The following is a 16,847-nucleotide window of genomic DNA, read 5'->3' as shown; positions in this document are numbered from 1 at the left end:
CGATCTGCCGTAAACCACAAACCGTTCGTAGTTTTACACCTATGCGCTCACCACAAAAATACATGCGTCGGGGCTTCCGGCTACGCGGCAACACCCTCGTGTTGCTGTTCGTCTTTTTTCTGATTGGCTTGTTTCTGCACTACGGCGGTCGTACTCAGCCCGTTGTTGCTTTCTGGAACGATATTCGGCGGATTGTTGGACTCGGCCCGTCAACGACCAGGCAGGAGCGTAACCCCTACAAAGCCCCTGAACCCACCGAAGACGTAGCCAGCGATCGGCCCGAACCCGAAAGTGAAGCCTCTGATGACCGTCGCGACGCGCCTGAACCGGCCGAAAAAGGGACGGCAACCGGTAACGTTCGTTTCGATTTTGAGAAGCAGGTTGATTTTCTGCTGCCAGCGTTCCGCCCCGACGATGCTATTATCCGGCATGACGGGTATGTGCTGCGCTACCGCGAGGCTTACGAGCAGGCCGACTGGGTAGCTTACCCTTTACTGGCGTACGAGATCACCGGCGATGCCGACCGCGACCGGGAGCAGTTTCAGCCCGATCCGCTGGTCGAAACGGGTTCGGCCCTGCCTTCCGACTACACCCGATCCGGCTACGACCGTGGGCACCTGGCTCCGGCGGGTGATTTTAAGTTCTCCCAGCGCATGACCCGCGAATCGTTTTACATGAGTAACATCAGCCCGCAGGCTCCGCAGTTCAACCGGGGCATCTGGCGTGAACTGGAGGAACTGGTCCGCAAGTGGGCCGTCCGCGATAACGGGTTGTACGTCATCACCGGCCCCGTACTCAAATCCGGATTGCCCACCATTGGCCGGCAAAACGAAGTCAGCGTACCGGAGCAGTATTATAAGGTGCTTCTGTACTGCAACAAGCCCGATATTCGGATGATTGGCTTTTTGTTACGCAACGAGCCATCCGACCAGTCGCTACGGTCGTTTGTTGTACCCGTCGATCAGATCGAGCGCATTACCGGCATCGATTTTTTCCCGAAACTACCCGATGACCTGGAGCGTCGGCTGGAGAGCCAGGGGCGCGACGAGACAACGGCGGCCTGGTTCAGCTATTAGCCGATCTAGGTCTTTTGCTTCTTTTTCTTGGCCGCCGGGAAAAGAATATTGTTCAGGATGAGCCGGTAGCCGGCCGAGTTGGGGTGCAGGTTCAGGTCGGTGGGCTCTTCGCCGATCTCGTGGCGGTAATCTTCGGGGTCGTGGCCACCATAGAAGGTAAAGAACCCTCGGCCGTAGGGGCTGTGAATGTAGCGGGCTTCACCGGCCGAGCGGTTCTCGGCCATGATGATGACCTCGGGCTTGATCAGGTTTTTCTTGAAGGCCGTCGTCTGTCCCATAAATCCTTTGATGACGTTCAGGTGATTCTGCGTCAACATAGTTGGGATTGGGTCGTACTTGGCCGAAAACTGGAACAAGGTGAAGTAGTCGTTGTGCTCGCTCAGGCCGCGCTCTTCGGGCTGGTTGTCGATATTCGAGAACTCGATCAGGTACGGGTTGGTGTAAACCTGAAAGTTGCGGAAGGCAAACGTCTGCGAAAAGTCAAGCTTGTTGTTGGCGTTCGGGTCGGCGGGGTCACCGTCGTAGAAACTCTCAACGATATCTGTATTCTGCGACGCCAGCGCGATATCGTAGGTGTCGGTAGCGTTACACATGGCGAACACATAGCCGCCACCCAGCACGAAATCACGGATTTTCTGCGTAACGGCCCGTTTCAGCTGAGGTACTTTAGTAAAGCCGTATTTGCGGGTAATGGCTTCCGCTTCCTGTTTCTGGGCAATGTACCACGGCTGGTCTTTGAAGTGGAAAAATTTGCCGAACTGGCCCGTAAAGTCTTCGTGGTGCAGGTGAAGCCAGTCGTACTCGGGTAGTTTCTCGTTCATGACCTCTTCGTCGAACACCACGTCGTACGGAATTTCGGCATAGGTCATCACCATCGTTACGGCATCGTCCCAGGGTTGTTTCGTTTTGGGAGAATACACCGCCACTTTGGGTGGTTTCTGGAGCTTGACCGCGTCCATATTCGCATCCGGAGCGGCTACCTCGGCCAGGATCTGACCCGCCTGGGCTTCGGAAATAATATCATAGCTAACCCCCCGGATAACCATTTCATTGATGAACGCCTGGCTTTGGGGCATCATGAACGAGCCACCCCGATAATTCAGCAGCCAGTCGATCTCGGTATCGTGCGTTTTCAGTACCCAGTATGCAATCCCATAGGCTTTCAAGTGATTCTTCTGGCCCTCATCCATGGGAATCAGAATGCGGGAAGCCCAGGCCCGACCCGTTAGTGACAGAATTAGGATAAGCGGTAACAGCAGCCGTTTCATTGGTTTCCCCGTTCAGATTGTACGACGTAGTTTTGTAATAACGAAAGATAAGCAATTATTGTGCGAAAAAAGCGCCGTGCGCCGGGCATAGATAGTCTGGTACTACGTTTGCCCGTCAGGCTTGTCACCCCTTGTTTCTGGCTATGAACTTAATCGAAAACATTCGTGAAGGACTGCGGTCGATTGCGGGAAACCGCCTTCGCACCATCCTGACGTCGCTCATCATTGCCATCGGTATTACATCGCTGGTAGGTATCCTGACCGCTATTGACGGTATTCAGAATTCGGTCAACAGTAGTTTCGAGGGGCTGGGTGCCAATACGTTCAGCATCGTGGCCCGGCAGGACGCCTTCCGGCGGGGTGGCCGGGTGCAGAAACAGGACGAACCTATCGATTATTTCGATGCCATCCAGTTCAAACGCCGGTTTTCGCTGGGAACAACCATTGCTGTGTCGACAGTCGTGAACGGAGCGGCTCAGGCTAAGTTCGGCTCACGAAAAACGAACCCTAACGTTCAGTTGACGGGGGGCGATGAGGCCTATCTGGCCGTTAAAGGCTTCTCCCTGCTGAGCGGCCGTAACCTCACGCAGAACGACCTCGAATACGGACTCAACGTAGCCGTAATCGGCAGCGAGGTAGCCGCCACGCTGTTCGAGAAAAAAATAAACCCGCTCAATCAGGCCATTCGGGTATCGGGTAGCCAGTATAAGGTGGTTGGCGTACTGGCCAAGAAAGGCGGTTTTACGGGCGGGGGCGACGATCGGATCATTCTGATTCCGCTCGACAACGCCCGAGCTTTGGCCGGTAGCCAGAAGCTATCGTTCGATATTACCGCTTCGGCGCCGAGCGTGGCCGACCAGGATGAGGCCATCGGCGAAGCGCAGGGGGTTATGCGGCTCGTGCGGCATGACCAGCTCGGAAAACCGGATTCCTTCGAAATTCAGCGGGCCGACGACCTGGCTAAAGAAACCGAGAACATCACCGGGTATCTGCGTATTGGCGGCTTCGGCATTGGCTTCATCACCCTGCTGGGCGCGTCGATAGCGCTGCTGAACATCATGCTCGTCTCCGTAACCGAACGCACCCGCGAAATCGGGATTCGCAAGTCGCTGGGAGCCACCCCCAAACGAATTCGCGAGCAGTTCCTGATCGAAGCCATTGTTATCTGTATTCTGGGCGGACTGGGTGGCGTTGTGCTAGGCCTCGGCATTGGCAACCTTATTGCCCTGGTCATCAGCCAGGGTGAAGGTGGCGAAGGTGGCTTCGTTGTGCCCTGGGCCTGGATGGTGCTGGGCCTGGTCGTTTGCATAGGCGTTGGGCTTTTTGCCGGTATTTACCCGGCCGTGCGGGCCTCGAAGCTGGACCCGATCGAAGCGTTGCGCTACGAATAATCACGTCGTTACAGAAACGGGAATTCCCTACAGATCAACCGGCAGGTAAACGGTAAACGTGGCTCCCTGTCCGGGCTGACTGTGCGCAGCGATTGTACCCTGATGATTTTCGGCTACCTTCCGGCAAACGGCCAGGCCAATACCCGTACCGGCGTATTCGCTCCGGCCGTGCAGGCGCTCGAACAACTGAAAAATACGTTCCTGATACTGCTCGTCGAAGCCGATGCCGTTATCGCTGACCACTATGGCTATCCAGCTGTGCTGCGTACGGTTCTGAACCGCAACCGGAACGTCGTCGGGCCCGACCGGCTGGGCGGTGATCGAAATAACGGGGCCAAGGCCGGGCCGGGCAAATTTCAGCGCATTGCCGATCAGATTCTGAAAGAGCTGGCGAAGCTGAATGGCGTTGCCGTTGAGGACCGGGAGGGGTTGTCCGCTGCCGTTGTTACTAATGACCTGGGCATTCTTTTCGGCAATCGTTAGCTCGAAATCACTGATCACCTCGGCAATCAGCGCAGTCAGATCAACCCGTTTGAACGGCTCCTGCTGGGTCGCTAGCCGCGAGTAGGTAAGCAGGTCACGAATCAGCAGACTCATACGGCTGGCTGCCGACTGCATCCGAAGCAGTAAATCCTGGGCTTCGTCAGAAAGCGACCGGCTGAACTGGTTCATCAGCACATCGCCAAACGACTGAATTTTGCGAAGGGGCTCCTGCAGGTCATGGCTGGCCACGTAGGCAAACTGTTCCAGGTTGCTGTTGGACCGGCGCAGATCGATAACCAGCTGTTCGGCGCGTTGCAAGGTTTGCCGGAGCAGGGTTTGATCATTGATAGCGACCACAATACCATCGTCCTGCCTGACGACCGAAAAATCGAACCAGCCCACCATAGGCGCTTCGGACAGATGCTGCTCGAACTGCTGGGGTAAGCCCGTCTCATAAACCGCTACATACCGGTCGAAAATACCCGCCGACTGGAGGCCGGGAATGACTTCGAGCACCGTTCGGGACGTGGTTTCGGCAACGGGGTGGCCCAGAATGCGGGCGCTGGCTTCGTTCTGGATGACGTACCGGAAATCAATAATAGCGCCCTGATCGCTTCGGATGGGTTCCAGCAGGACAATGGGCAACTGGCAGCTGTCCAACACACTCTGAAGCGTGGCCGCATGCTGTTTGGCCTGAATCTCGACGCGCTTCTGATCGTTGGTAATCGCGTAGATCGAAATGATCCGATTTTCATCGAGCCGCGTTACCCAGTTATCCATGTAGTTATCGAACCCTTCGGCGGTGTAGTGTACCTCAAATCGCTGGGGCTTTCCGGTGCGGGCTACCTCCTGATAAGCGGTCCAGTATTTGGTTTCCCGAACGCCCGGAAACAGCGAAAGAATAGTGTTGCCGATCATTTCCTGCTTCGTACGGCCCGTGTCGTGCAGAATGGTCTGGCTGACGTGTACATAGCGCAGGTCAACCATAGCACCCGTCTCATCACGAACCAGGTCGAGGATAGACAGTCCGTTGGTGATGCTACAGAGTACCCCGTTGAAAAGCCGGGCCTGCTCATCGATTTGCTGCCGGGCGAGCTGCGCCTGGGTGATGTCGTTGAAGGTAGCTACCAGCCCATCGCCAAGCTTATTGATCGTTACATCGAACCACTGCTGGGTGGGTATATCAAAATACTGTCCCTGGTAGGTCTGGCCCGTCTGGTAAACCCGGTTGTAGCGTTTCCAGAGGCCGGTCTCGCGGGTGGCGGGCCTGATCTCGGTCAGTAATTGGCCAACGGCGCCGGCCACCTCCAGACCAAACATCCGCCTGGCACTCTGGTTGGTAAGCAACAGTCGGAAATCGGCAGGCTGATGGGGCTGATCATGAACGGCCTCAAATACGATAATGCCGCTTTCGGAGGTGCGCAGTACACCATTCAGCAGCTCGTTTTTCTGTTGCAGCGCCAGGGCATCCTGCCGGGCCTGGGTTACGTCGTTGAACAGGACGATCAGATGCTCCTGGTCCATCCGGGTAGCCGTAATCTCAAGGGTTCGGGCCAGAGGAGGGTGGTAAAACTCCACATGGAATGGCTCGCCAGTGCTTATAACAGCCTGATAGGCAGCCATGAGCCCTGAGGTCCTGAAGGTGGGGTTCAGTTCGCTGATGCGTCGGCTCAGCGCCAGCTCTTCGGTATGGCCGCCCATAGCCAGGGCGGTGGGGTTGATCAAAATAGCCTGAAAATCGATGATATCGCCGGTTTCGTCTCGGATGGCCTGTTCAACGGTAATCCCAATTGGGGATGTATCCAGTACCGACCGGATCAGCCGCTGTTGCTGAAGCGCCTGGTCGGCCCCGCGCCGGAGTGACTCGTTCTGTTCGGCCAGTTGCTGCTCGGCCTGCTTGAGGGCGTCGATATCGCGGATGATGGTAAAAAAGCCGTTTCCCAGCGGCCTGTTCTCGAAGGCAAACCAGCGATTGCTGATCGGAATCAGTTCTTCGTAATCATAGGCCGTTTGGTTCTCGACCACCTGCCTCAATGAATCGGCCTGGATGCGGAGATAAGGAGACCGCTGAAAGAGCAGCTGCTGGGTCATCTGCTCGGGCGTATGCCCTTTGATGGCCAGTGCCTGCGGATTATAAAAGAGGGTTTGGTAATCCAGAATCAGTCCGTCGGCATCCCGAACGGCTTCGTAAGCTATGACACCATGAGGCAATCCGGCGAATAGTTCGGCCAGCAGCGGGGGGGAAGGGAAGCTGATAGACGTTGAGGAGGAGGTATACATGGTAACGTACTGACTAAGGGCTGTAAAGCTAATCAAATCAGCATCATATAATCTATAGGTACGCAGCCATTTCTGGAGTCTCCCGGGCAGAATCAGGGATTTATTTGCAAAGATGAACGTAGCCCCCTACTTTTGTGCCCACGTTTGACAAACGCATCCTGCCCCGGCAGGAACGATTCCAGACGCCGGGATGGCGGAATCGGTAGACGCGATGGTCTCAAACACCATTGTCTGCAAGGACATGCCGGTTCGAGTCCGGCTCCCGGTACATGTAAAAGGTCATAATTTGCTCACTTCAGCAGGTTATGACCTTATTTTTTGCTCTCCGGGGTATAGCCGGTCTCTGCTTTTCCCCTGCCCTCTGCGAATGGATGGCTGATTCCAGTCGGTACGGTAACTGGACCCGCAATGGACAGCCCACGCCGACAAATTCCGGTTGCCCATGTTCGTGGCTCCGTTGATGGATGATCATCGTGGCCGGGCTGAGGGTGGGCTCGTCCGGCGGTAAGCTAAGTCGGTCCACCAGCCTTCAACGCACAGGTTCAGTACGTGTTCGTTTCCTTTGTCGTCAACCGTGTATTGACGGGTGGCTCCCTTAACGATAAAGGCGATGTATTGGCAGACTTCACCCTCCTGAAGCAGAAATTGCCTTTTTCGCAACTTTTTAGGAATGAACGCTTCGTCGATCAGGCAAATATCCTGTTCGGAGAGCGTACTGGACGATCGCTCCTGAATATAGTGAATGAGCGAGGATAACATAGAGGTGGCTCAGTAATCGGTTTGCGTGGCGTCAACAGGTTGATGCATGAAATTAGGCCAGGTCGCTATTCGCTGCGGTTGTCAGGCTGACTAGCTGGTAAGCGCACAACTCGTATCTTTAGTTCGCCACCTTCATACCTGCCACCCAGCCATGGTCGACCCGCTCGAAGCCTACATCCGCGCCCGCATCAGCCCCAACGACACGCAGCTGACCGATGTGCTGTCGGCTTTCGTAACCCGAAAAGTACGGCGGGGGGAGATGTTATTACAGGCCGGTGAGGTGTGTCAGTACTGCTATTTTGTAGCCAAAGGCTGTATCCAGGTGTTTGTCAGCACCAACGGCGGCACCGAAACAAGCCGTGACTTTGTCTTCGAGAACAACTGGCTGACCGATATCTACGGTTTTGCCAATCAGCAAGCCTCCCAGGAATTTTTCCGGGCCGTTGAGCCAACGGTGGTCAGGGCTATTCACCGCGATCAATTCGGGCGAATGCAGCAGCAGGTGCCCCAGTTCGAGCAGATCTACCGGCAAATTCTGGAGCAGTCCTACGCCACTACCGTCTATCGGGTCAATACATTCATGGCACTCGATGCGCTGGATCGCGTTCGGTGGCTGATGCAGCACCAGCCCCGCATCCTATCCCGGCTTTCCAATAAACTGGTGGCGTCGTACCTCGGCATCTCGCCCGAAACCCTCAGCCGACTTAAAGCCAGGCTCTGAAACGTTGACAAAAGTCAAGAGTGGGGCGGTGGCTGGCCAGCACCTTTGCAGGGGCAACAGGACCAGAAACCGCCACTGCCATGAACCAGGATCTACGTTTATACCACCACAATAGGGGCCAGGGCCTGTACCACAGTGCGTGCTCACCGATCGGCAGCACGCCACACCCGGTCGACAGCCGTGAACTCCACGATCTTGTACGATTGAACCGGAGTTACCCCAGGCCCACGTACCTAGCGGGCCGGACGGTTGGCTCCGACTATCCAGCCCGGTATGCTCTGTTCGCTTTACTCTCCAAACAACCATAATTATGAACAAACTAATTGGCCTTGGGCGGTGGCTATTTGTGCTGCCGTTTAGTATGTACGTTCTGCTTCATTTTGGGAAAGCGGATGTTGGTGCGTCTTTCGTTCCGGTCTGGCTGCCGTTTCCTGTTTTCTGGAACTACGCCACCGGAGTTTGTGTACTGCTGTTCATCATCAGTTGCGTATGGGGTCGGTATGATAAACTTGCCTCGTTACTGATGGCGCTGTACGTGTTTCTGATGATTATTCTGGTCCATGTTCCGCGAGCCGCCACCAGCGAAAACGACCTGCTCAACGTGTTTCGTAACACCATCGTTGTGGGTGGATTACTGATGTACGCGGGGGCCTATGCCAAAGACAGGCGACTCGCATTCAGCAGGCCGAAAGCGGCTGCCATTCAGTAACGGTCAGGCCCGTCAGGAGACAGTCTCCTGACGGGCCTGACCCATGTATTGGTTTAATTACACTAAATCTGCAGGGGCGGCACCAGCCATCAACGTAAATAACGCACATAAGGTATTGATGTAAACAAGCCAGGGTTAACGGAAATAGAGTCAACAAATAGGTTTAGCGGATAAGGGTTGTAATTCGATGGTCGAATGGTGAAGTTTGCGCCCGTTCTTCCTTTTGTAGTTCTGTGCAACCTGTTTAACCGTAAAACGTAACATGGCATCCTCTTCCTTGCGTACCCTGTTTCCCGCTGATTCTTCACAGATTCCGGCCGACTTCCACATCGAACCCATCCACCAGCGTGAGTACCTGCTGAACGGAGAAATGCGCCCCTGGACGGGCAACGTGTCAGAGGTGTATTCGCCGGTTTGTATTCCCGACGAAAACGGCACGCTGCAACGTCAGCTTCTAGGCAGCTTTCCCGTGGCTGGCCCCAAAGAAGCTCTGGAAGCGCTGGAGGCCGCTGTAGCTGCCTACGATAACGGCCGGGGCGAGTGGCCGCAGATGGCAGTAGCCCAGCGCATTGCCTGTATGGAAACCTTTATCGGGAAAATGCTGGAGCAGCGCAGCCTGGTGATCAACCTGATTATGTGGGAGATCGGTAAAAACCTAGCCGACGCCACCAAAGAATTCGACCGGACGGTGAAGTACATCTACGACACCATCGACACGCTGAAAAATATGGACCGCAACTCATCGCGATTCCGTATCGAAGAAGGAATAATCGGGCAGATCCGGCGGTCGCCCCTCGGGGTTGTGCTGGCTATGGGCCCGTTCAATTACCCCCTGAACGAGACCTATACCACGCTCATTCCGGCTATTCTGATGGGCAATACGATCCTGTTCAAAACGCCGAAACATGGCTCGTTGCTGCACTACCCGCTGCTGGAAGCCTTCCGGACCAGTTTCCCCAAAGGAGTCGTTAACTCGCTCTACGGCCGCGGAGCCGATGTGGTGCCGCCCGTTATGCAGTCGGGGAAGGTGAACGTACTCACGTTGATCGGTTCCAGCCGCGTTGCCGACGAATTGCAGCGGCAGCACCCCAAGCTGAACCGCCTTCGGTCAATCATGAGTCTGGACGCCAAAAATGCCGCTATTATTCTGCCCGATGCCGATCTCGATGTGGCCGTGAAAGAATGTCTGCTTGGCACCCTGTCTTTTAACGGGCAGCGCTGTACAGCCATCAAGATCATCTGGGCGCATCGGTCGGTTGCCGACGAATTCCTGAAACGCTTCAACCCGGAAGTGAGTAATCTACAGCCCGGTATGCCCTGGGCCAGCGGGGTGCAGATTACGCCCCTGCCCGAGCCCAACAAAACCCGCTATCTGGCCGATATCATAGCCGATGCCGAAGCGGGTGGAGCTTCGATTGTAAACGAAGGAGGAGGAGAAACGGAAGCATCGCTGTTTCGGCCGGCGGTAGTCTATCCCGTTCGTGAGGGTATGCGCCTGTACCGCGAGGAGCAGTTCGGCCCCGTTATTCCGGTCGTTGTCTACGACGATGAGGAAGAGTTTATCCAGTACCTGATCACGGACGATCACGGTATGCAGGCCAGCATTTTCGGGACCGACCCCGAAGCTATTGCCCGCCTGATCGACCCGCTGGTCAACCTCGTAAGCCGTGTCAACATAAACGCCCAGTGCCAGCGCGGCCCCGACACCTTCCCGTTCACCGGGCGGAAAGATTCGGCCGAGGGAACCCTGTCCGTTGAGGATGCCCTGCGCTCGTTCTCGATCCGGTCGGCCGTGGCAACCAAAGATACCGGCTCCAACAAGCATATCCTGAATGAAATAGTAGGTGGACACAAGTCCGAGTTTCTCAGTACCAACTTTATATTCTGATCCGAACGGATTGGTTTTCTGAACCGGAAAGACCGTATGTCAGGTCTTTCCGGTCACTACAAATGCTCACAGCTACCCATCTTACCAAAGTATTTGCCGGCGATGTCAGGGCCGTTCGGGACGTGTCGTTCACCCTCGATCCGGGTCGGATTATGGCGCTGGTGGGCGAGAGCGGGTCGGGGAAAAGCACGCTACTGGCGCTGCTGGCGGGGCAAGCCGATGCCGACACCGGCAACATCAGACTTGATGGCGTGCGGGTGCCGGGTCCGTCGGAGGTGCTGGTGGCGGGGCATCCGCAGATTCGGCTGGTGCCGCAGGAGTACCAGCTCATGCCGAACATATCGGTACGCGAGAATATCGCCTATGCGCTGCGCTACTTCGAAAAAGGATACCGCGATTTCCGGGTCAATGAGCTGTTACGACTCTGCCGGCTGACCGACGTGCAGGGCCGACTGCCCCGTCAGGTGTCGGGGGGCGAAAAGCAGCGAACGGCTATCGCAAGGGCCGTGGCCAACAAACCTGACGATGGCCAGTCGACGGTACTCCTGCTCGATGAGCCGTTCAGTCACCTCGATTTACCGAACCGGCTCATTGTCCGCGACCTGTTGTTCGATCTGGTTCAGCACGACAAAATGGCCTGCCTGCTGGTGACCCACGATGCTACGGACGCCCTGTCGATAGCCGACAGCCTGGGGGTGCTACGGCAGGGGAAGCTCATCCAGCTGGATACGCCTGCCAATGTATACCGGTACCCCACTACGGCCTATGCGGCCCGAATGACGGGGGCGGCTACTATTCTGAAGGCTAAACACCTGCCCGTTCTCAACCTGCCCGGGGGCGATAATCCGGAAGCGCTGGTCTGCCTGCGGCCCGAGCAGATCAAACTCAGCGAGGCTGGCGTAGGCGGTACCGTTCGGGCGGTATTTTTTCGGGGGAGCTACTCGGAAGTGGATGTTGAGGTGTCGCGATACGTCTGTTTGCGGCTCCTCACTACCCGTACGGATCTGCGGGCTGGGCAGTCGGTGAGTGTCGACGTGGCCGCTGAATCGCTTTGGTGGCTGAAAGGCGGATAGGTTAGTTAGTATAGAACGCCCCCGTTTTAGGAAGGCCGAAATCTAAACTACAAACCGCTCAACGATATGGAGTCGCCAACCGAAGAAAAGTACCACCAGAATCGTGAACAGGAGGGAGAGCCCCGTCTGGTCAGTGTAGAAACGGAAGATGTCGATGCGTCGGGCGTCGATGATGATTCGACAGGTATGCATAACGACGACTACCTGGGCAAGTCGAACAAAGAAGACAACTAGCGTAGGCTGGTAAACAGCGAAGGGGTAGCAGGGGATCGATAATCCTCCTGCTACCCCTTCGCTGTTTATTGGGTTCCTCGTTAGAGCATTCGCTTGATCAGCTGCTCGACGGAGATATTTTCGGCTTCGGCTTTGAAGTTACGAACCACGCGATGGCGCAGAATGGGCAGCGCTACGGCCCGTACGTCTTCAATATCGGGCGAGTATTTGCCGGTTAACAGGGCATTGCATTTGGCGGCCAGAATCAGCGCCTGCGACGCGCGTGGGCCTGCTCCCCATTCGAGGTACTGGTTGGCATCCTGAGCGGCCAGATCGGTATTGGGCCGCGTTTTGTGTACCAGTTTTACAGCGTATTCTATGACATTGTCGACCACAGGAACGCGACGAACCAGGTGTTGAAACTCGCGAATTTCCTCGCCGGTGATGACCCGGTTTACCTCCTGCCGTTTGTCAGACGTGGTATTCTTCACGATATCCAGTTCTGACTGGTACGACGGGTAATCCAGATAGATATTGAACATGAAGCGGTCTAACTGGGCTTCGGGCAGCGGATAGGTGCCTTCCTGTTCGATGGGGTTCTGCGTAGCCAGTACGAAGAAAGGCCGACCCAGGTTGTATTTCTGACCGGCAATGGTAACGGCATATTCCTGCATGGCCTCCAGCAGGGCCGACTGGGTCTTGGGGGGCGTTCGGTTGATTTCGTCAGCCAGGATGATGTTGGCAAAAACGGGACCTTTGATGAATTTGAAGTTGCGGTCCTGATCCAGGGTTTCGGAGCCCAGAATGTCGGACGGCATCAGGTCAGGCGTGAACTGGATGCGGTTAAAATCCAGATCGAGTGCGCTGGCGATGGTCTGAATAAGCAGTGTCTTGGCCAGACCCGGCACACCCACCAGCAGGCAGTGGCCCTGACAGAAAATAGCCGTTAATAACAACCGGACGGTGTCGTCCTGGCCGATCACTACCTTCGAAATTTCGGTTTTTAACTTCTGATACGATTGAGTCAGAGCTTCGGCAGCCGCCACGTCAGATGAGTAAGGCACAATGAAAAAGTTATGAGTGATGAGTTAAGAAGGGTTACTGATAAACGAAAGCCGCGCATCGTTCAACCAACCCCTCGTCGCTAATTTCCGCCACCGCCTAGCTGAGCTGCGCTGTTTTGGGTCGTTCCAAAAATACGACAGCCCTGAAATTCGGGATCGACCGTAATATACACATCACTGACCGACTTACGGAACCAATCATCGATGGCCCGGTTCTTTTTGTTGGTCAGCACAATGTTTTGCAGCTTCTCAAAGTCGATCTTGAAATCGGCCGTATGAGGGGCTACTTTACTTTTGAAATACAACAATCGTACCGCGCTCTTTCCATCTTCGGTCCGGTACGGCAACGGTTTCGATACACTGCCTACCTGCATGGTGTCGAGCATCTGGAACAGGGCGTATTCCATAGACCCATCCATGGCCAGACGGCTGCTGCCCGACTGCGGATCGCGAAGTAGGCCACCGGCGTCGGCCGTAGTTTTGTCTTCTGAATAATCGTGAGCGGCCTTATCGAACTTCAGCGAGTCGGCTGCGATCAGCGTACGCAGACTGTCGAGGTATTGGGTCGGGCCCGTCAGGTCCAGGCGGTTATAATCGGGGCGGAGCAGGATGTGGCGGGCGTGGTATTCGGCCCCGCGGGTTTCCAGCAGCTGAATCAGGTGAAGACCAAAATCCGACTCCACTACGTCTGACATCTCGTTCGGCTTTAGCTTCAGCGCGGCTCCTTCAAAAGGTGCCACCATCGCGCCCCGTTTAGCAAACCCAAGGTCGCCCCCGTTCTGGGCCGATCCTACGTCTTCGGAGTTCTCTTTGGCCAGCTTGGCGAAGTCTTCGCCGTCCTGAACCCGCTTTTTAAAGTCGAGCAGCCGCTGCCGGAGGGCTTCCTTCTGCTCTTTGGTTGGCTTGGCAAACCGAACAATCTGGCCTACTTCAACGTCGGCAGGCATGTAGGGTAAACTATCTTTCGGGATCGACTCGTAGAACCGGCGTACATCGCGTGGGGTAACCTTCACGTCGGTCGTGATCTTCTGCTGCATTTTCTGCACGATCTTCTGATCTTTCACCTGCTGACGCAATTCACTCTTCAGCATCTCTAGGCTCTTGCCGTAGGCTTCTACAATATTCTTCTCGGAGCCGAACTGCCCAACCATGTACTGCATACGGGTATCAAGTTCACTGTCGACCAGTTTTTCTTCAACCACGACGGAGTCGATTTCGGCTTTGGCCAGCATCATTTTGTTGATGACCAGGCTTTCGAGCAGCTGGCATTTCTGCGGAGGGGTCTGGTTCTGACCTACGTACGATTGGTAGGCCTCTTCCAGATCAGAACGGAGGACGTAGTAGTTGTCGACCTTGGCAATGATTTTATTGAGGCTTACGCCCTGGCCCTGGCCGAAGACCGGTGCGGTCAGCAACCAGCCCATCAGGATAAACAGAGCACTACAGCTTACTTTTTTCATGTTTTAAAGATACAGACAGAACCGGTGAGGTTCTGCGTTTTAAGAAAATTTAAGGCCTCTGAACGAGGCATAATCCGAACAACTGGTTACCGGCAGTCACAACCGGCCTTTCCCGGCGCTTATTTAACCAGTTTTCGCACTTCTTCTTCGTTCACATTGACCGGATACTGCTGGCGCAACTGAGCAAGCCACTGCTTTTCCAGCTGAGCCTGATAATCGTTGATTACGGCTCCCCGTGCTTCGGCAAACGTTTTGGGGCGGGGTGGTTCAACCCGACTGATCGTAACGGCTACTGCTTTTCCGGAGGGGCGTAAAACGGTGGTGCCGGCTTTCCATGGGTTGACGCTGTCTACATACGCGTTCGCGCCTTTGGCAAAGACGCCTTCTACAATCTCTACCGGGGCGCCGGCGCTGCTGAGCACGTTAGCAACATCGGCTTTCGCGTTTGAGAAGTACTGAAATGATACCTTACGCTGAGCCGCCGGATCTGCCAGGCCGGGGCGTTGTTCACCCTGGTAGTCTTTCTCCATGATCCGGTTTAGCGGTACGCCGTTCTGCTGCAGGTAACTGACAACCGCCCGAACCCGCCCGGCCGATACCGAGTCCCGCTCGGTGGGATCGTGCGATCCGGCAACTTCGACCAGGTAGTCCGGATTGCGGGTCATTACGACCAGCACGTCGAAGAGCCGCTCGCGCAGGTCGGCATTCAGCGCTGTCTGGTTGCGGCTGTAGGCAAGGTCGGGGGTCGCGCGCTTCAGCTGGTAGGGCGCGTTACGGGCCAGCAGGGTCTGGGCCTGTTTCAACAGCTCGTCGTTGGGCGCGATGATAACCGTAGCGGCAGCGCGTTCGGGAAACTGGTAGCGGGCTTTGTTCTGCTCGTAATAGCGCTGCTGGCCGGTTGAGTCGGTCATGGACCGCTCCCAGACGTGCTGCTCCATGACCTGCGAGAGCAGGACCCCGTCGCGTATTTCGCTCATCAGCGACCGGAACTCCGGCGACTTTTTATCCAGGTTCCCCTCTTCGGTAGCGATGAGCTGATCGCCGATGAATCGGTCGAGCAACCGGCGCATCACCACCTGGGGCGATCCGGCAACGGGCGTACTGACCGGGGTCACGGCGGCCATGGCTGGGTTGCGGGCCGGTTGCTGCCGCTGCCGGACATACTCGAAGAAGGTATCGACCGTGTAGGGCATGTCGGCAATATTGACAATTGGCTTGTTCCGCAGGGCTTCGTCGAGCGGAGTTGTGTACCGCCATTGACCGCGCAGCAGACTGCTGTCGGCTTTGGCGAATGCCAGATTCAGGACGTCTTTATTTTCATTGACCGAATACTGTTTGCGAAGCTGTTGGATCGTAGCCTGCCGTAGCACTTCGGCCCGGGTGTCGGTCATGACGCGCTGCCGGAGCGTAGGGGCCAGGGTTTCGTAGGGTTCCAGACCTTTGCGTTCGATCAGTTTGATAATATGCCAGCCGTAATTGGTCCGTACTGGCTGCGAAAGCTGCCCGGGCTGCGAGAGCCCGAAGGCGGCATCCTCAAACGACAACACCTGCCGACCCGTCTCGAACAACGGCAGTATACCCCCGTTGCCTTTCGACGTCAGGTCGTCCGACACCTCGCGGCATACGGTTTCGAACGGTTCGCCCTGCTGGAGCCGGGCATAGGCTGCATCGATCCGGTCTTTGGCCGCTTTCTGGCCCGACTCGTCGGCACCGGGGCTTAACCGAACCAGGATGTGCGCCACCCGGATTTTACCCCGGCTGGGCCGACGGTCGTTAACCCGAACCAGGTGGTAGCCCGAGCGGGTCCGGACCGGGCCTGACACCTGTCCGGCGGCCGTATTGTAAATGACCGTTTCGAGGGGGTAGACGACCGAGAAGGTTGTAAAATAGCCCAGCGAGCCGCCATTGTCGGCGGTAGTGGCATCCTGCGAGTTTTCCCGCGCCAGCGCAGCGAAATCTTCACCCGCCTGCACCCGCTTTTGCAGGGCTACGGCTTTCTGGTAGGCGGCCAGGGTATCGGCGGGCGCTGCGTCTTCGGGGGCGGCAATCAGGATGTGCGACGCGTTAACTTCTTCCCGCATCCGTTGGTATGCTTCGGCCGCCAGCGACTCTACCAGCACTTTATCAATCAGGTACGATTGCGCCAGTTGCTTGCGGTAGGTAGCCATTTCTTCCCGAAAGGCTTCGGTTGTGTCGCGACCTTCGGCTTCGGCGGCTACTACTTTCAGTTTTAGATTCGTGTACAGATCAAAATAGTCTTTCACGTCAGTCCGCTGGGCCGAGTCGGCCGATAACTGATTCTTGGTGAATGACTGAAAAAAATCATCGGTCGTAAAGGCTTTCGTTCCCAGGGTCAGAATAACCGGTTTGGGAGGAGCCGCCTGCTGAACAACCGGGGTTGTCGTTTTGCAGGCTGCCACGAAAAGGGCCAGTACAAGACCGCCGGTAAGGTGGCGCATAGC

At 56.0% G+C, this 16,847-nt stretch carries 13 protein-coding genes and 1 tRNA gene; 8 read left to right on the top strand and 6 right to left on the bottom strand.

Features of this window, described 5'->3' with window-relative positions:
* The first annotated feature begins 41 nt into the window (after window positions 1-41).
* The gene (locus EQG79_RS02830) at window positions 42-1,076 is read left to right on the top strand and encodes a DNA/RNA non-specific endonuclease (RefSeq protein WP_077920178.1); all 1,035 of its coding nucleotides are present in this window, start codon (window positions 42-44) and stop codon (window positions 1,074-1,076) included.
* A 5-nt stretch (window positions 1,077-1,081) separates the two neighbouring features.
* Here the strand turns inward: EQG79_RS02830 and EQG79_RS02825 are convergent, their stop codons facing one another.
* On the bottom strand, window positions 1,082-2,344 hold the full coding sequence (locus tag EQG79_RS02825) for an asparagine synthetase B (protein ID WP_129599787.1): 1,263 nt from the start codon (window positions 2,342-2,344) through the stop codon (window positions 1,082-1,084).
* 143 nt (window positions 2,345-2,487) lie between these two features.
* On the opposite strand from EQG79_RS02825, the gene EQG79_RS02820 reads away from it, so the two are divergent.
* Complete coding sequence (locus EQG79_RS02820; RefSeq protein WP_077920502.1) at window positions 2,488-3,735, top strand: ABC transporter permease; 1,248 nt, start codon at window positions 2,488-2,490, stop codon at window positions 3,733-3,735.
* A 27-nt stretch (window positions 3,736-3,762) separates the two neighbouring features.
* Here EQG79_RS02820 and EQG79_RS02815 read toward each other — a convergent pair whose 3' ends face one another.
* On the bottom strand, window positions 3,763-6,534 hold the full coding sequence (locus EQG79_RS02815) for an ATP-binding protein (protein ID WP_240699255.1): 2,772 nt from the start codon (window positions 6,532-6,534) through the stop codon (window positions 3,763-3,765).
* A gap of 148 nt (window positions 6,535-6,682) precedes the next feature.
* Between EQG79_RS02815 and EQG79_RS02810 the strand changes: the two genes are divergently transcribed.
* A tRNA-Leu gene (locus EQG79_RS02810) sits at window positions 6,683-6,766 on the top strand.
* 200 nt (window positions 6,767-6,966) lie between these two features.
* On the opposite strand, the gene EQG79_RS02805 is transcribed toward EQG79_RS02810, so the two are convergent.
* Window positions 6,967-7,257: a Crp/Fnr family transcriptional regulator gene (locus tag EQG79_RS02805; RefSeq protein WP_240699254.1), complete on the bottom strand. Its 291-nt coding sequence runs from the start codon at window positions 7,255-7,257 to the stop codon at window positions 6,967-6,969.
* 151 nt (window positions 7,258-7,408) lie between these two features.
* On the opposite strand from EQG79_RS02805, the gene EQG79_RS02800 reads away from it, so the two are divergent.
* From EQG79_RS02800 to EQG79_RS30915, 5 genes are all read left to right on the top strand, one after another.
* Complete coding sequence (locus EQG79_RS02800; protein WP_077920175.1) at window positions 7,409-7,978, top strand: Crp/Fnr family transcriptional regulator; 570 nt, start codon at window positions 7,409-7,411, stop codon at window positions 7,976-7,978.
* A gap of 310 nt (window positions 7,979-8,288) precedes the next feature.
* Window positions 8,289-8,687 (top strand): DoxX family protein, encoded by a 399-nt coding sequence (locus EQG79_RS02795; protein WP_129599782.1) that lies wholly within the window; start codon window positions 8,289-8,291, stop codon window positions 8,685-8,687.
* A 262-nt stretch (window positions 8,688-8,949) separates the two neighbouring features.
* Complete coding sequence (locus EQG79_RS02790) at window positions 8,950-10,575, top strand: NADP-dependent glyceraldehyde-3-phosphate dehydrogenase (RefSeq protein WP_129599780.1); 1,626 nt, start codon at window positions 8,950-8,952, stop codon at window positions 10,573-10,575.
* A 62-nt stretch (window positions 10,576-10,637) separates the two neighbouring features.
* On the top strand, window positions 10,638-11,648 hold the full coding sequence (locus EQG79_RS02785) for an ABC transporter ATP-binding protein (RefSeq protein WP_077920172.1): 1,011 nt from the start codon (window positions 10,638-10,640) through the stop codon (window positions 11,646-11,648).
* A gap of 66 nt (window positions 11,649-11,714) precedes the next feature.
* Window positions 11,715-11,882, top strand: a complete 168-nt coding sequence (locus EQG79_RS30915) for a hypothetical protein (RefSeq protein ID WP_165358829.1) — start codon at window positions 11,715-11,717, stop codon at window positions 11,880-11,882.
* Between the two features lie 80 nt (window positions 11,883-11,962).
* Here the strand turns inward: EQG79_RS30915 and EQG79_RS02780 are convergent, their stop codons facing one another.
* The 3 genes from EQG79_RS02780 to EQG79_RS02770 all read right to left on the bottom strand — a co-directional run bounded on the left by EQG79_RS02780 (window position 11,963) and on the right by EQG79_RS02770 (window position 16,844).
* Complete coding sequence (locus EQG79_RS02780; RefSeq protein WP_129599778.1) at window positions 11,963-12,925, bottom strand: AAA family ATPase; 963 nt, start codon at window positions 12,923-12,925, stop codon at window positions 11,963-11,965.
* An 80-nt stretch (window positions 12,926-13,005) separates the two neighbouring features.
* Window positions 13,006-14,385: a peptidylprolyl isomerase gene (locus EQG79_RS02775; RefSeq protein WP_077920170.1), complete on the bottom strand. Its 1,380-nt coding sequence runs from the start codon at window positions 14,383-14,385 to the stop codon at window positions 13,006-13,008.
* Between the two features lie 119 nt (window positions 14,386-14,504).
* Window positions 14,505-16,844 (bottom strand): peptidylprolyl isomerase, encoded by a 2,340-nt coding sequence (locus EQG79_RS02770; RefSeq protein WP_129599776.1) that lies wholly within the window; start codon window positions 16,842-16,844, stop codon window positions 14,505-14,507.
* Window positions 16,845-16,847: the final 3 nt, after the last annotated feature.

The organism is Spirosoma sordidisoli, from assembly GCF_004138325.1.
GTDB classification, from domain to species: domain Bacteria; phylum Bacteroidota; class Bacteroidia; order Cytophagales; family Spirosomataceae; genus Spirosoma; species Spirosoma sordidisoli.
This window is presented reverse-complemented; position numbering and strand designations above follow the sequence as displayed.

Excerpts from the sequence above, each read along its gene's own strand:
- EQG79_RS02805 (WP_240699254.1), bottom strand. The coding sequence starts at position 7,257 with ATGTTATCCTCGCTCATTCACTATATTCAGGAGCGATCGTCCAGTACG.
- EQG79_RS02775 (WP_077920170.1), bottom strand. The coding sequence starts at position 14,385 with ATGAAAAAAGTAAGCTGTAGTGCTCTGTTTATCCTGATGGGCTGGTTG.
- EQG79_RS30915 (WP_165358829.1), top strand. The coding sequence starts at position 11,715 with ATGGAGTCGCCAACCGAAGAAAAGTACCACCAGAATCGTGAACAGGAG.
- EQG79_RS02825 (WP_129599787.1), bottom strand. The coding sequence starts at position 2,344 with ATGAAACGGCTGCTGTTACCGCTTATCCTAATTCTGTCACTAACGGGT.
- EQG79_RS02785 (WP_077920172.1), top strand. The coding sequence starts at position 10,638 with ATGCTCACAGCTACCCATCTTACCAAAGTATTTGCCGGCGATGTCAGG.
- EQG79_RS02830 (WP_077920178.1), top strand. The coding sequence starts at position 42 with ATGCGCTCACCACAAAAATACATGCGTCGGGGCTTCCGGCTACGCGGC.
- EQG79_RS02800 (WP_077920175.1), top strand. The coding sequence starts at position 7,409 with ATGGTCGACCCGCTCGAAGCCTACATCCGCGCCCGCATCAGCCCCAAC.
- EQG79_RS02790 (WP_129599780.1), top strand. The coding sequence starts at position 8,950 with ATGGCATCCTCTTCCTTGCGTACCCTGTTTCCCGCTGATTCTTCACAG.
- EQG79_RS02770 (WP_129599776.1), bottom strand. The coding sequence starts at position 16,844 with ATGCGCCACCTTACCGGCGGTCTTGTACTGGCCCTTTTCGTGGCAGCC.
- EQG79_RS02795 (WP_129599782.1), top strand. The coding sequence starts at position 8,289 with ATGAACAAACTAATTGGCCTTGGGCGGTGGCTATTTGTGCTGCCGTTT.
- EQG79_RS02820 (WP_077920502.1), top strand. The coding sequence starts at position 2,488 with ATGAACTTAATCGAAAACATTCGTGAAGGACTGCGGTCGATTGCGGGA.